The organism is Cohnella sp. (genome assembly GCF_041641335.1).
In the GTDB taxonomy this organism is placed as follows: Bacteria; Bacillota; Bacilli; order Paenibacillales; family Paenibacillaceae; genus Cohnella.
This window is the reverse complement of the sequence record NZ_JBEPYQ010000070.1, coordinates 23389-36053: the sequence shown is the minus strand read 5'-3', so window position 1 is coordinate 36053 and position 12665 is coordinate 23389. Positions and strand designations below refer to the sequence as shown.

Genomic DNA, 12665 nt, shown 5'->3' with positions numbered 1-12665 from the left:
GCGCGATGGCCTGGCGGCCTGCCGGCCGCCGGGCCTACCCCGGCCGCGGCCGGGACGCTGCCGGGAGCGGACGCCCCCGGGCAGGAGGCGCGGCCGGCCGCGGAGACGCTCAAGGGCGCGCTGCTCGCCCTTGCGGCGCGGGACGACGTGCCTCCGGCGCTGCGCGAGGCGGCTCAGACGCTGGCGAGCCAGGTGACCGGCCAGCAGCTGCTGCTCTCCTCGGACCGGGGGATGGCGGCGCCGCTCAGCCATATGACGCTGTTCGTTCCGATGCGCGGAGAGAACGGCGATACGACCGCGACCGTTCACGTGCAGACAAGGCGCGGTCGGCGGGGAGAATGGGACGTCGATAACTGCCATTTGCTGTTCGACCTGCGCATGCGTCATCTCGGAGACACCGTCGTCGACGTGCAGGTCGTCGACCGGATCGTGTCCTTGAAGCTGCTGAGCGACTTTCCGGGCATGGCGGAGCTGATCGAAGGCGCGCGGGAGGAATTGACGGAAGGGATGTCGTCGGCCGGCTTCCAACTGCTGTCGCTGACCGCGTTGCCGCTGCCGCAGTGGAAGCCCGGCTCGCTCGCTTCGCTCCAATCGGCCGACCACGCGCATAAAGCCGTCGCCGCGGGCGCCTATGCCGCCAAACCGTACAAGGGAGTCGACTACAGAGCATGAACGAGGCGGGGCAGGGCAACAAAAGATTCGTTCCGAAAAAAGCGGTCGCGCTGAAATACGAGCCCGAGAAAGGCTCGGCCCCGATCGTCGTCGCCAAAGGCCAGGGCGCGATCGCGGAAGAGATCATGAAGCGGGCGCAGGAGAACGGAGTTCCGCTGCAGGAGGATTCCTCTCTCGTGGAGGTGCTCTCCAAGCTCGATTTGAACCAGGAAATCCCGCCCGAGCTGTACAAGCTGGTCGCCGAGGTGCTCAGCTTCGTGTACCGCTCCGATCGCCGGGCGGGACTGAACGCCAAGGGCGGGAGCCGAACGCAATCTTAAGCCGGGACCCCATATAAGGGTTTGCCGAAGCCGCGAATAACGGGTTTTTTTGGAGGGGAATGACGGAACAATTTTGGGCGGAAAATCCGCGCTAATTTTGTCGAATGGGGAAGATACGCATCTTTTAGAACGGAAATCCCGCTTTAATTTTTCCTAAACGGGAAAATTTCGGAAATAGAGCGGGAAATCCGCTTTAAATCGGCTCGAAAAGTTGCGGCAGCGAAATTAAAGCGGAAATCCTGCTTAAATAAAAACTACAAGGCGTGTACGCTTGCCCGAAGGGGTCGAAGCTAGGCAGCACCTGCGGAGGGTGCCGGAAATGGCGGTTCGGACGCATTCGCCGACTTCCAGAACGGGTAGCTGGCCCGTTATTTCTGTGCGCCAGCCCCGTAATCGATGCCTCTCGTAAGCCGACGAATCCGTGCAGACCCAGCGCCTTTCCATTTTCCGAAGAGCGGTATCTTTTTTACGGCTTGCACGGCAAGGAGGAAGTCGACTGCCGCCGCCCTGACTCGGGGAGCGGCTCTTCGCCCGTCCGGCGCAAAAGATTTGTCCCTACTTCTTTATCGGTTCGACGCCGATCGTGAGCCCTGTATCGCCGGGATCCTTCATCTTGATATTGGTAATAAACCAGCCTTCCCTGCCCTCGGAGATCGTTTTCCGCACCGTGACGATCGCCGATCCCTTGCCTTGCCAATTAGAGGACGCGAGGCCGTAATCGAACGAAAACCGCGTCGTCGTTTTATTCACGACGGTGGTCTTCAGCTTTTCGATCTCGGTCATATGCGGACTGGAGCCGCCCGTCGTCCAATAGTTCTCTTCGAATTCCTTCTTAGTTGCGGTCCGCAGCTCGGAGGAGAAAACGGCGAATTGCAGCGCTCCGTTGCGCGTCTGAATGCCTTTGACCCAAATATCCAACGCTTCTTTGGCGGCGGCGGGGGCCAGCGCCCGCTCCAGCTGGCCGATCTGAACCGCTTGCTGGGCCGAGTCCGGAAGCGTGACCCGAACCTCGTTTTTATCCGCGTCATAAACCGCGCTGCCCTTAAACAATTCGGCAAGCCGATCGATCGGAACAAGCGCTTTGCCGTCTTTGATTTCCAGGTCCAGGTACGTCGGCGCAAAGGCTTGTCCGTTGATCAGCAAATTCAGTTTCGTTCCCGCATAAGCGGAGCCGATGGCGACGGCGACGCCGAGAGTCGTACATACGGCGATTTTGGATAGGGTTTTCATGGAGGATCAACCTCTTTCTGGTTTGTTATTCAATTGACGATTGATCTTTTGGAAAAGTTTCTTTCGTCCGCGGAGGGTCGAGGCGCCGGCGCCGGCCGATTTGCTCCGAGGCTCCGTCCGTTGGCGCCCCGAGCCGATCCGTGTTATATTGAATCTAACGAACAAGGAAACCGCTTCTTTTGCAATGGTTGGTCGCGCCTGGTCGCGCCTCCATTTTCCGAAGAGCGGTTTTTTCTTCAGCTAATCGTTTTAATCGGAGGAGGAGGTTGCGATGAGGGAGACAATCGGCGCACGGCCGGAGAAAAGCTCGAAGGCAGCCGTCGGCCGGGCAGGCGAGGAAGCTGCAGCGGCATATCTTGCCGAAGCCGGGCTTGTCGTGGAGCGGCGCAATTGGCGCTGCCGTTCCGGAGAGCTGGACCTGATCGCGCGGGACGGGGATATCCTCGTCTTCGTGGAAGTTCGCTCGCGGACGAGCCCTTCCCGGTTCGGCGAAGCGGTCGAAGCGATCACGCCGCGCAAGTGCCGCCAGGTGCGCGAATTGGCCGCGATCTATCTGAGAACGACTGGCGCCGCAGCGGATTCCGTACGGTTCGACGTCGTTGCCGTTACCTTGCGGGGAGACGGAGACGCGGCGGCCGTCCGGCACGTTCCGAACGCGTTTTGACGTTTGCGACGCCGCTGCGGGCCGCCCTTAGAGGCGGTTTTTTTCGACCTTCGGGCTCCGCTTCGGTTTCTCCCTGAACCCCGATCGGAAAATGAGTTGAAACGCAAAGCCCGCTTGATACGTAACAAATAGAGACACTTTCGAAAACTGACGAGGAGGCACAAAGCCGCATGGAACTGGTGAAAATACCGAAACGGCAAGACAATCCGCTGAACTTGCCGCCGGGAATGCTGAAGAAGATCATTATCGGCGCGGTTGCGCTAATCGCCGTAGTGGTCGGGTCTTCTTGCTTCTACACGGTGCAGGAGCAGGAACGGGCCGCGATACTGACTTTCGGCAAGTATACGGGAGAGTCGACGGCGGGGCTGCACTTCAAGTGGCCTTATCCGATTCAGAAGGTCGTTATCGTGCCTGCCGAGCTGACGCAGCGCATCCATATCGGCTATCGCGTAAACGGAGACGTCTCGACGCCGGTAGAGGAAGAGGCGATGATGATTACCGGAGACGAGAACATCGTATCCGCGGACGCCGTCGTCCAGTGGAAAATCAGCAATGTCCGCGATTATTTGTACAATATCAGCGATCCGGAGCAGTTTTTGCGCAACGCGGCCAGTTCCTCCATTCGTTCCGTCATCGGCTCGGAGAAGCTCGATTACGCGATTACGGACGGAAAGACGGTCATTCAGGACAAAGTGCGGGAGAAGCTGCTGGAGCTGCAAAACAAATACCACACCGGCATCCAGATCATCGACATCAAGTTCCAGGACATCGAGCCTCCTAGCGGCCAAGTAGAGGAAGCTTTCCGTGCGGTCACGAACGCCCGCGAGGAGAAGAACACGAAGATCAACAACGCGGCCAAATACGAGAACGACAAAATTCCGAAAGCCCGCGGCGAGGCCCAGGCGTTGCTGGAAAACGCCGAAGCTTTGAAGAAGTCGCGGATTTTGAACGCGCAAGGGGACGTCGCCCAGTTCAACGCGATCTACGCGGAATACACGAAAAACAAAGGCATTACCGAAAGCCGTCTGCTTATGGAGACGCTGGAGAAAATCTTGCCGAACGCGAAGATCATCATCTCCGATTCCGCGGCAGGCGATACGGTCAAATATTTGCCGCTTAACGAGCTGGTTCGGGGCTCCGGCTCCGCTTCGAGCTCTGCCGGCACGCAACAGCAAGGGGGGACGTCGCCATGAATAGAAAGCTTGCAATCTGGCTCGGATCGATCGTCCTCGCCTTGATTTTGCTCGGCGGTTCCCTGTTCGTCGTCAAAGAAGGGGAGTACAAGGTCGTGCTGAAGTTCGGCGAGGCCGTGCGGGTCGAGAGCAGTCCGGGCCTGTATGTGAAAATTCCTTTTATCGAGAGCGTCTCCGTGCTCCCGAAATACCAAATGACGTACGAGAGCAATCCGACCTCGATTCTGACGAAGGACAAGAAGCCGATTATCGTCGACAACTACACCGTATGGAGAATCAGCAATCCGCAAAACTTCCTGAAAACCGTACAGACGGTCGGCGGAGGCATCCAGCGGATCGACGAGGCGGTATACAATTCCGTCCGGCGCAAGCTTTCCGAGGTCAACTATGATAATATAATTAGCGAGAATACGGCGCGCGGCAACATTAACGACGACATCACGAAGGACGTATCCGACGCGATCATTCGCGACAACTACGGCATCGAGATCGTCGACGTGCGCATCAAGCGGACGGACCTGCCGGAGAGCAACAAGGAGAGCGTCTATAACCGGATGATCTCCGACCGTCAGGCGATCGCCGCCCGTTATTTGTCCGAGGGCGACGAAGAGTCCCGGAAAGTCACGTCGAAGGCCGACCGCACGGCGACCGAGCTGTTGGCCCAAGCCGAAGCGGACGCCAAGAAGATTATCGCGCAAGGGGAACAGGAAGCCGCGCAAATCTACAACCAGGCTTACGGCAAAGATCCCGAGTTTTACAGCTTCTACCGGACTTTGCAGAGCTACGTGACGACGCTGAACAACGAGCCGGTCATCCTGCTGCCGATCGATTCGCCGTACACTCGCATCCTACTGGGCAAGTAACGATTGCTTGACCTGACGCAGAAGGTGAACCATTCTGACTAATTTACCGTTACCGATGGAGCAGTTCAAGCGGTTCAAGGACGAGATTACCCGCTTTCTGATGATGTACAAATTCGCGCTGGACTCTCTTGAGACGAAGATCGAGATTTTGAAGGAAGAGTTTCATTTCCTGCACGACTACAATCCGATCGAGCATACGAAATCGCGGCTCAAGTCCCCGGAGAGCATCCTGAACAAAATGTACCGGAAGGGCTGCGATATCTCCTTTCCGAGCATTCGCAGCAACATCAAGGACATCGCCGGACTGAGAATCACGTGTTCGTTCGTCTCCGACATTTACCGGATCTCCGATATGCTTAAAAATCAGAGCGATCTGAACATCGTCGAGACGAAGGACTATATTCGCAATCCGAAGCCGAACGGCTACCAGAGCCTGCATCTGATCGTCGAGGTGCCGGTATATATGTCCGACCGTCAGGAGCAGGTATGCGTCGAGGTGCAGATTCGCACGATCGCGATGGACTTCTGGGCGAGCCTCGAGCACAAAATTTTTTACAAGTACAACGAGTCCGTGCCTTCGGGACTTCTTCGCGAGCTTAAGGAAGCGGCGGATTCCGCCGCGGCTCTCGACAAGCAGATGGAACGGCTCCACAACGAAGTGCTCGAGATCAAGGAGAACCGGATGGAAAACGCCCCTCCGGGCGGCGCCAAGCGAATCATCATCCGCGATCAGGAATATCCGATTCCGGCGGCGTTCCTCCAATTGATCGACGGCGTGCAAGGCAACGAATAGTATACGCAAATACAATATGAATGTGAAAGGGAATGCCGCGCGGCATTCCCTTTCAATCGATTCCGACCATTCCCGGTAATACGCCCATCTGTTATTTCACCACGATAACCGGACATTGCACTCTTTTGACCACTTTATGGCTTACGCTTCCAAGAACAAATTCTTGCAAGGCATTTAATCCACGGCTTCCGATAACGACCAAATCGACTTTTTCATTATTTGCGTATTCCACGATGGACGGTCCGGGATCTCCGACAATAATTTTGACTTCATACCTCACTTGTTTAACGGAAAGCAGCTCCTTAACGGGCAACAACTTTTGATTTCTTTTTAGTTCGATTTCTTCATGATTTTGAGAATGAAGAACTTCGCCTTTGATTTTGGAAAAATCCGCTACAAAAAGCACTTCAATGACAGATCCTGTGATTAACGAGGCAATGTTCGCGGCATGCTGTGCTGCCCGAATAGAGTTTTTTGAACCGTCTGCCGCCAATAAAATTCTTTGGTACATGCGCTCTCCTCCTTCATCAAATGAATTAATGAGTTTTAACCTGCGCATTCGCATCATTGTGAATAGCTAACTTTTCTATGATTTTTTTGCTGGATGCATTTAACCCTTTAATTGTGACATCATTATTGTTTTCACGATATTTAATGACCACACGATCTACCGCTCCTACTCCGGAATCATCCCATATATGGGCGTTAGAAAAGTCGATTGCGACGGTGGAATCCGTAATCGTATAATCAAAAGCTCGTATGAATTGCTCCGTGGATGCAAAAAAAAGTTGTCCCGAAACCTCGTACGTGATCACTTTTCCGATCGATCGCTTTTTGATCTCTAAAGACGAGATTTTAGCCACAAAGAAGATCGCGCTAAGGATGACTCCGGCGATAACCCCTTTGGATAGATCGTGCGTCAAGACGACGATAACTACAGTTGCTAGCATGACAAGACCGTCCGTCTTGGGTGCTTTGCGCAAATAGGAGAAAGAGGACCAATCGAATGTACCGATCGACACCATGATCATAATTCCTGCGAGCACAGGCATCGGGATTTGGACTACCCACTCACCCAATACGATAATCAGAAAGATGAGGAATAATCCGGCAACCAATGTGGATAATCTGCCGCGTCCGCCTGATTTGACATTGATGACCGATTGGCCGATCATGGCGCATCCAGCCATCCCCCCAAAGAAGCCCGTGACGATGTTTGCGATACCTTGCCCTCTCGACTCTTTGTTCTTATTGCTCTCCGTTCCTGTCATATCGTCCACAATCGATGAAGTCAGCAAGGACTCCAATAATCCGACGATCGCCAAAGCAAAAGAATAAGGCAGAATGATTGCCAGCGTTTCGAAATTAAACGGGATGTCCGGGATAAAGAACGATGGCAAGGTTTGAGTAATTTCTCCGAGATCGCCAACAGTGCGCAAATCCAATCCACCCCATATCGCGGCAACAGTGAGCATAACAATAGCGATTAATGGGGCTGGAACGGCTTTGAAAAACCGAGGCAGTACGTATACAATAATTAGAGTAATCGCAACGAAAACGTAAGTCATTGTCGAGATTCCGACAAAATGAGTAATCTGCGCCATGAAGATCAAAATGGCCAAAGCATTTACGAATCCGATCATGACAGCTCTAGGGATAAATTTCATGAGCTTTGCAACCTTGAATACCCCCATCAGAAGCTGTATGATTCCAGTGAGTACTGTCGCTGCAAATAAATACTGCAACCCATGCTCTTTGACCAGCGGGACCATTAGCAAAGCCATTGCACCGGTAGCCGCAGAAATCATGCCTGGACGACCGCCTACAAAAGCGATTATTACAGCAATACAGAAGGATGCGTATAAACCGACCATCGGGTCGACGCCGGCAATGATCGCAAAGGCGATTGCTTCTGGAATAAGCGCCAAAGCAACGACGATTCCGGCTAAAACGTCTCCTTTGATATTGGAAAACCATTCTGCTCTAATTCTTGAGGTCAATTCCTACCACTCCTAGTTATTTTTGTGTTGACTTTTAACTCTCATAAAAGTCAGGATCCGTATTTCGGCTAACCCATTTTATCATGACGGTTCCCAAAATGGAACTATTTTGGTCTTTGTTTTTATTTGATTTAGGAGGAAATTTCATGATATTGGGCTATATGAGACCCTATTTAGATGATTTAACTTGCCGTAACCAGTTGGAGATATTAAAGGAACAACAGTGTGATTGCTACATTACGGAAGCGCACTCCTCTCCTAAAAAAAGAGAGTCGTTGAATAAGATGATGAACAAGTTGCAGCCAGGGGATACGGTCGTGGTTGCGAAACTGTTTGCGTTAGCGGATTCTACAAGACATCTAGCTGAGCTATTGAAACAATTCGTTGAAAAGCAAGCCTACCTTTATTCTGTCAGTGAAAAAATAAATACGAATCCTTCATCATCGGTTCATTCTTTTCAAGATTTTGTAAATTGCTTATTGGATTTTCAAACTGATGTCATAAGCGAGAACACTAAGAAAGGGATGTATGAAGCTAAACAAAAGGGAATTTCGCCGGGACGCCCTCGTAAACCGGATGAGAACGTGAAACGCGCGATCAAAATGTATCAATCCCAGCAGTTCAGTCTTGCTCAAATTAAAGAAGAAACCGGAATCAGCAAATCGACATTATACCGTTATTTGGAGAATTGATTTTCAAGCTTTCTGGAGAGTGCATATCCAGGTCAACAAAATAACTATTCATTCATAAATCAGCGGCAGTCTAGGATTTTATTTTTTGGAATCCAGGGCGTCGCTGGTTTTATTTGGATTGCGGGGACTTAATTACAACCCAATTTTCGTAGCTGTATATTTTTCCACTTGAAGGGGAACAATTGTTCGTAGTATATTGAGAACAAACGTTCGATTGCGGGGTGGTTAGCATGTCCGAAAAGTACGTTGGTTGGATCGTGCAAATCATTTATCAAGATGCAAAGGGTGCTATTACACAGCGAACCATAAGCGTCTGGAAGGTAACAAATGAAAATGTTCTGGCCTACGATTTCGGGAAGCGCGCCCCCCGCTCATTAAAAATTAATCGAATTCTGGCCATACAGCCGGTGAGGAGGACAGCATGAGTGTACGAAAATTTCCGGCAAACGTGACACAAGATGAGCAGCGACTGGTTCTTGACTTTATTGTTATCCCCATCATGTTGAATTACATTGATGAGGATATCTCTGCAATTAAGAAGTATGGGTTGAGAACAGATCTGATATTAATCAACGCACTTAGGAAAGTAAGGGATGATATCCTTGCTGAACATTCCGACATTAAGCTTAAAATGAGACAATCCGGTATCAAGATCATTGGGAATACGAATTCAAAACTGGGAGTAGACGCCGCATATCTGTGCCGTGGCTACCATCACAGCATCTCGTTATTGTGGAGTCTCATTCGAACAGAAGTTTTAAGCAAAGCCAGCCAATACACAGGAATTAAACTGACACAATAGGGTGAGGTTATGAAGCCAGAGAGAATCGTGATGCTGGCCGATTGCCAGAGCTTTTATGCTTCTGTCGAGAAGGCGTCAAACCCGCATTTGAAGGATAAACCTCTAGTTGTAGCAGGAGACCCTGAAAGAAGATCGGGAATCATCCTTGCCGCTTGCCCGCTCGCAAAGGCAAAAGGCATTACAACAGCAGAGACGCTTCGTACAGCCCTTGCAAAATGCCCCGAAATCGTAATTATGCGTCCCCGAATGCAGCATTACATTGATGTGTCCATGCAAATCACTGCAATTTACCGATCCTTTTCAGACCTTGTTGAACCCTACAGTATTGATGAGCAGTTTATTGATGTGACGGGAAGCCAAAGCCTCTTCGGCACTCCTCTGCAAATTGCTCAGTCCATTCAAGACAAGGTTCGTAAAGAGACAGGAATCTATACGCGTTTAGGCATTAGCTATTCCAAAGTAACAGCCAAAATGGCTTGTGACCTATGGGCAAAGAAAAACGATCTTGGTTTATTTGCGCTCCGTAAAACCGATCTGTCGGAGAAGCTCTGGCCACTGCCTGTAGATAAAATGTTCATGGCAGGTAGTCGTATGACTGCACATTTCATTACTATGGGAATGCCGACGATCGGCCACGTGGCGCAGACTCCACTCGCTAAGCTTAAGCAAATCATGCGTCAGAAGTTTGGCCGTAATAGCGATATTAATGCTGAGATGTACTACAGGATAGCCAACGGAATAGATGACAGCCCTGTTGCCCCGTATACTCATGAGGAACCACCGAAACAGGTCGGGCATCAAATGACACTGCCCAGAGACTATTACAAGCTCGAGGAGATCAAGGTTATCCTTCTGGAATTATCCGAATTGGTTTGTCAACGCTGCCGAGGCATGGGGGTAATGGGCGGTGTTGTCTCTGTGGGAGCAATGGGGGCGGATTACGACAAGCCCACTGGGTTCCATCGTCAATCAAAAATGCCAGATCCTACAAATGTTACAAATCAGGTCTATGATGCAGTTGTAAGGTTATTTAATGAACACTGGGGGAGATATCCGGTTCGAAAGCTAGGAGTGAGCCTATCTCAGTTATCGAATGGCGATCAGTATCAAGTTTCTTTATTCGACAACAGAGAAAAATATCGGGCACTGGAGAGGGCAACGGATGCGTTGAAACAAAAGTACGGCAACGCTGTGATTATGCGAGCTGTGTCGAAGACAGATGCAGGGCAAGCTGTAGATCGGGCCGGAAAGATAGGAGGACATTATTTGTGATTAGAAGAAAACTCGAAGGCAACGGACTTTGGGAGTCGAGTCGAATGATGCTCCCCGAGCACAAAGACCAGATCCTGTTGCGCAATAAGCGGGAAGACCATTTTCAGGGAAGGCGGCCGGAATTAGATGACAACGAGTTGGAACGTATGATAGGGATTGTGCAACACTCACTCCGGTCCTCGACCCCGGCAGAAGTACGATTATACGATCCTCAGGAAGTGCTAATCGTAATCGGAATTGTGGAGAAAATCGACCCCGCTGCAGGCTGGTTTCAAGTCGGGGGAGATCGTTTCCGAATGGCCGATATCATACATGCCGTCGAGCCCTGTTCACAATGGAATGATTCCGACCCGTGTTAGAAGGTGTCTGTTAGTCGTTCTACGCTTCGATCGAGAAGGCCGCCCATTCCACCACTTAAAGAAGCACCCCCCGGTCCAGGCAGCGGTAGCTGATCGCCTCGGCCACGTCTTCGGCGCGAATCGCCTCCCGGTCGGCCAGATCCGCGATCGTGCGGGAAATCCGGAGGATGCGGTCGTGCGCCCGGAAGCTTAAGCCGAGCCGATCGTATACTTGCTGAAGGAGCGCCTCGGCATCCGAGGAGAGCTTGGCGTACTTGCGCAGATGACTTCCCTGGAGCTGGCTGTTCCATTGGAAGCCGTGCCTGGCGTAACGGGCGCGCTGTCTCGCGGCGGCGCCGGCGACGATCTCCCGCGCTTGCGCGGAGGAGATGCCGCCGCCGGAGACGAGGCCCTGCAACGGCTGCCGCGCAAGCTCGACCTGAAGATCGAGCCGGTCGGCGAGCGGTCCCGATATGCGCGACCGGTATCTGGCGATGACGGCGGGCGAGCACGCGCACGGCTTGCCGCTCGGTTCTCCTCCGCAGGGGCACGGATTCATCGAAGCCGCGAGCATGAATCCGGCCGGGAAGCGGCATACCGCTCTGGCGCGTCCGATCGTCACCTCGCGGTCCTCGAGCGGCTGGCGCAGCGTTTCCAGACAGGTTCTGGAAAATTCGGGCAGCTCGTCGAGGAACAGCACGCCGTGATGGGCCAGCGTCACTTCCCCGGGCTTCGGGATCGAGCCTCCCCCGATCAGACCCGCGGCCGAGATCGTATGATGCGGAGAGCGGAACGGCCGGCTGCGGATCAGTCCGGTCCGCTCTCCGCCGAGCTTGCCGCAGACGCTGAAAATTTTCGTCACGGCCAGCGCCTCCTCGTCGTTAAGAGCGGGAAGAATCGTCGGCAATCTGCGGCACAGCATCGTCTTCCCGGTGCCGGGAGGCCCGACGAAGACGAGGTTGTGCATGCCGCTCGCGGCGACGAGCAGCGCCCGCTTGCCCTGCTCCTGCCCAACGACGTCGGCGAGGTCGACGTCGCCGCCCGGCTCGCCCTCGGGACGCTTCAAGCTGCGCAGCCGCTTACGACCAAAGCCGGCGGGAGCTCCTTCCGGCTCCTCCTCGGCCTCTCCGTTGATCCATTCCGAGAGGGACGAGATGCCCAGCACTTCGATGCCGGGGAGAAGGGAGGCCTCGGCCATGGCGGAGCGGGGAACGACGATCCGGCGAATGCCGCTCCGCCGGGCGAGCTCGGTCATCGGCAGCACGCCGGGAACGCTGCGGATCGAGCCGCTTAGCGACATTTCCCCGATAAACAGCGTATCGGCCAGCCGCTCCGGGTCGACCTGTCCGCTCGCGCACAGAATGCCGGCGGCGATGGCCAGGTCGAACGCGCTGCCCTCCTTGCGCAAGTCGGCCGGAGCGAGATTGATCGTCACCCGGTCCAGCGGAAATTTCATCCCCCCGTTCTGGATCGCCGCCCTCACCCGGTCGATCGACTCCCGCACCGCCGAATCGGGCAGTCCGACGACGTTCACTTGAGGCAATCCCGAGCTGATGTTCACCTCGACCTCGATCAGGCGCCCTTCGATGCCCAGCACGCTTGCGCTCATCATTTTCGCGTACATAACAAAAAACACCTCCTCCGTCCATAATCATGGCGACGGGAAAGGTGCTTCCTCTCCGAGAATATTGCGATTAATACAAGCATACACGCCGGGAAAGCGGCTGTCAATATCCTGAGGCGGGCTCCGCCGGATGAGTTTTCCTGCATTGGACAAAATAAAGCGGGACCGGGAGCCGATCGGCATACTTTTCACAATTGAGAGA

13 protein-coding genes and 1 pseudogene are annotated in these 12665 nt (G+C 53.4%); 10 read left to right on the top strand and 4 right to left on the bottom strand.

Translation table 11 applies throughout. The annotated features are described in order from the left end of the window. Together ACESLM_RS21040 and ACESLM_RS21035 are read left to right on the top strand one after the other, a co-directional pair. Nucleotides 1–672 (top strand): annotated as a pseudogene (locus ACESLM_RS21040) (DNA ligase); the annotation flags it as partial. After that, the gene (locus ACESLM_RS21035) at nucleotides 669–992 is read left to right on the top strand and encodes an EscU/YscU/HrcU family type III secretion system export apparatus switch protein (RefSeq protein WP_372633890.1); all 324 of its coding nucleotides are present in this window, start codon (nucleotides 669–671) and stop codon (nucleotides 990–992) included. The pseudogene ACESLM_RS21040 and the gene ACESLM_RS21035, both read left to right, overlap by 4 nt. A gap of 555 nt (nucleotides 993–1547) precedes the next feature. Here the strand turns inward: ACESLM_RS21035 and ACESLM_RS21030 are convergent. Further along, the gene (locus tag ACESLM_RS21030; RefSeq protein ID WP_372633887.1) at nucleotides 1548–2222 is read right to left on the bottom strand and encodes a hypothetical protein; all 675 of its coding nucleotides are present in this window, start codon (nucleotides 2220–2222) and stop codon (nucleotides 1548–1550) included. Between the two features lie 271 nt (nucleotides 2223–2493). On the opposite strand from ACESLM_RS21030, the gene ACESLM_RS21025 reads away from it, so the two are divergent. The 4 genes from ACESLM_RS21025 to ACESLM_RS21010 all read left to right on the top strand — a co-directional run bounded on the left by ACESLM_RS21025 (nucleotide 2494) and on the right by ACESLM_RS21010 (nucleotide 5735). Beyond that, nucleotides 2494–2886 (top strand): YraN family protein, encoded by a 393-nt coding sequence (locus tag ACESLM_RS21025; protein ID WP_372633884.1) that lies wholly within the window; start codon nucleotides 2494–2496, stop codon nucleotides 2884–2886. Nucleotides 2887–3056: 170 nt separating this feature from the next. Further along, nucleotides 3057–4079 carry an FtsH protease activity modulator HflK gene (gene hflK, locus ACESLM_RS21020; RefSeq protein ID WP_372633881.1) on the top strand — a complete coding sequence of 341 codons (1023 nt, stop codon included), beginning with the start codon at nucleotides 3057–3059 and terminating at the stop codon, nucleotides 4077–4079. Continuing rightward, nucleotides 4076–4942, top strand: a complete 867-nt coding sequence (gene hflC / locus ACESLM_RS21015) for a protease modulator HflC (protein WP_372633879.1) — start codon at nucleotides 4076–4078, stop codon at nucleotides 4940–4942. Before hflK ends, hflC begins: the two co-directional genes overlap by 4 nt. A 55-nt stretch (nucleotides 4943–4997) precedes the next feature. Beyond that, on the top strand, nucleotides 4998–5735 hold the full coding sequence (locus ACESLM_RS21010; protein WP_372633876.1) for a GTP pyrophosphokinase: 738 nt from the start codon (nucleotides 4998–5000) through the stop codon (nucleotides 5733–5735). Between the two features lie 91 nt (nucleotides 5736–5826). Here the strand turns inward: ACESLM_RS21010 and ACESLM_RS21005 are convergent, their stop codons facing one another. Beyond that, nucleotides 5827–6246 carry a universal stress protein gene (locus ACESLM_RS21005; RefSeq protein ID WP_372633873.1) on the bottom strand — a complete coding sequence of 140 codons (420 nt, stop codon included), beginning with the start codon at nucleotides 6244–6246 and terminating at the stop codon, nucleotides 5827–5829. 25 nt (nucleotides 6247–6271) lie between these two features. After that, nucleotides 6272–7735, bottom strand: coding sequence for a SulP family inorganic anion transporter (locus tag ACESLM_RS21000; RefSeq protein ID WP_372633870.1), 1464 nt, complete (start codon nucleotides 7733–7735; stop codon nucleotides 6272–6274). A gap of 146 nt (nucleotides 7736–7881) precedes the next feature. On the opposite strand from ACESLM_RS21000, the gene ACESLM_RS20995 reads away from it, so the two are divergent. The 4 genes from ACESLM_RS20995 to ACESLM_RS20980 all read left to right on the top strand — a co-directional run bounded on the left by ACESLM_RS20995 (nucleotide 7882) and on the right by ACESLM_RS20980 (nucleotide 10860). Next, complete coding sequence (locus ACESLM_RS20995; protein WP_372633867.1) at nucleotides 7882–8427, top strand: recombinase family protein; 546 nt, start codon at nucleotides 7882–7884, stop codon at nucleotides 8425–8427. A 421-nt stretch (nucleotides 8428–8848) separates the two neighbouring features. Beyond that, on the top strand, nucleotides 8849–9229 hold the full coding sequence (locus ACESLM_RS20990) for a YhjD family protein (protein WP_372633864.1): 381 nt from the start codon (nucleotides 8849–8851) through the stop codon (nucleotides 9227–9229). Nucleotides 9230–9238: 9 nt separating this feature from the next. Further along, a complete protein-coding gene (locus ACESLM_RS20985; RefSeq protein WP_372633861.1) occupies nucleotides 9239–10501 on the top strand; it encodes a DNA polymerase IV in 1263 nt (420 codons plus the stop codon). Nucleotides 10502–10545: 44 nt separating this feature from the next. Continuing rightward, a complete protein-coding gene (locus ACESLM_RS20980) occupies nucleotides 10546–10860 on the top strand; it encodes a YolD-like family protein (protein WP_372633894.1) in 315 nt (104 codons plus the stop codon). Nucleotides 10861–10915: 55 nt separating this feature from the next. Here ACESLM_RS20980 and ACESLM_RS20975 read toward each other — a convergent pair whose 3' ends face one another. Further along, a complete protein-coding gene (locus tag ACESLM_RS20975; RefSeq protein WP_372633859.1) occupies nucleotides 10916–12463 on the bottom strand; it encodes a YifB family Mg chelatase-like AAA ATPase in 1548 nt (515 codons plus the stop codon). Nucleotides 12464–12665 lie beyond the last annotated feature (202 nt).

Bases quoted from the DNA above. Each gene is read 5' to 3' on its own strand.
- ACESLM_RS21035 (WP_372633890.1), top strand. From the start codon at position 669: ATGAACGAGGCGGGGCAGGGCAACAAAAGATTCGTTCCGAAAAAAGCG.
- ACESLM_RS21030 (WP_372633887.1), bottom strand. From the start codon at position 2,222: ATGAAAACCCTATCCAAAATCGCCGTATGTACGACTCTCGGCGTCGCC.
- ACESLM_RS21025 (WP_372633884.1), top strand. From the start codon at position 2,494: ATGAGGGAGACAATCGGCGCACGGCCGGAGAAAAGCTCGAAGGCAGCC.
- hflK (WP_372633881.1), top strand. From the start codon at position 3,057: ATGGAACTGGTGAAAATACCGAAACGGCAAGACAATCCGCTGAACTTG.
- hflC (WP_372633879.1), top strand. From the start codon at position 4,076: ATGAATAGAAAGCTTGCAATCTGGCTCGGATCGATCGTCCTCGCCTTG.
- ACESLM_RS21010 (WP_372633876.1), top strand. From the start codon at position 4,998: ATGGAGCAGTTCAAGCGGTTCAAGGACGAGATTACCCGCTTTCTGATG.
- ACESLM_RS21005 (WP_372633873.1), bottom strand. From the start codon at position 6,246: ATGTACCAAAGAATTTTATTGGCGGCAGACGGTTCAAAAAACTCTATT.
- ACESLM_RS20995 (WP_372633867.1), top strand. From the start codon at position 7,882: ATGATATTGGGCTATATGAGACCCTATTTAGATGATTTAACTTGCCGT.
- ACESLM_RS20990 (WP_372633864.1), top strand. From the start codon at position 8,849: ATGAGTGTACGAAAATTTCCGGCAAACGTGACACAAGATGAGCAGCGA.
- ACESLM_RS20985 (WP_372633861.1), top strand. From the start codon at position 9,239: ATGAAGCCAGAGAGAATCGTGATGCTGGCCGATTGCCAGAGCTTTTAT.
- ACESLM_RS20980 (WP_372633894.1), top strand. From the start codon at position 10,546: ATGATGCTCCCCGAGCACAAAGACCAGATCCTGTTGCGCAATAAGCGG.
- ACESLM_RS20975 (WP_372633859.1), bottom strand. From the start codon at position 12,463: ATGTACGCGAAAATGATGAGCGCAAGCGTGCTGGGCATCGAAGGGCGC.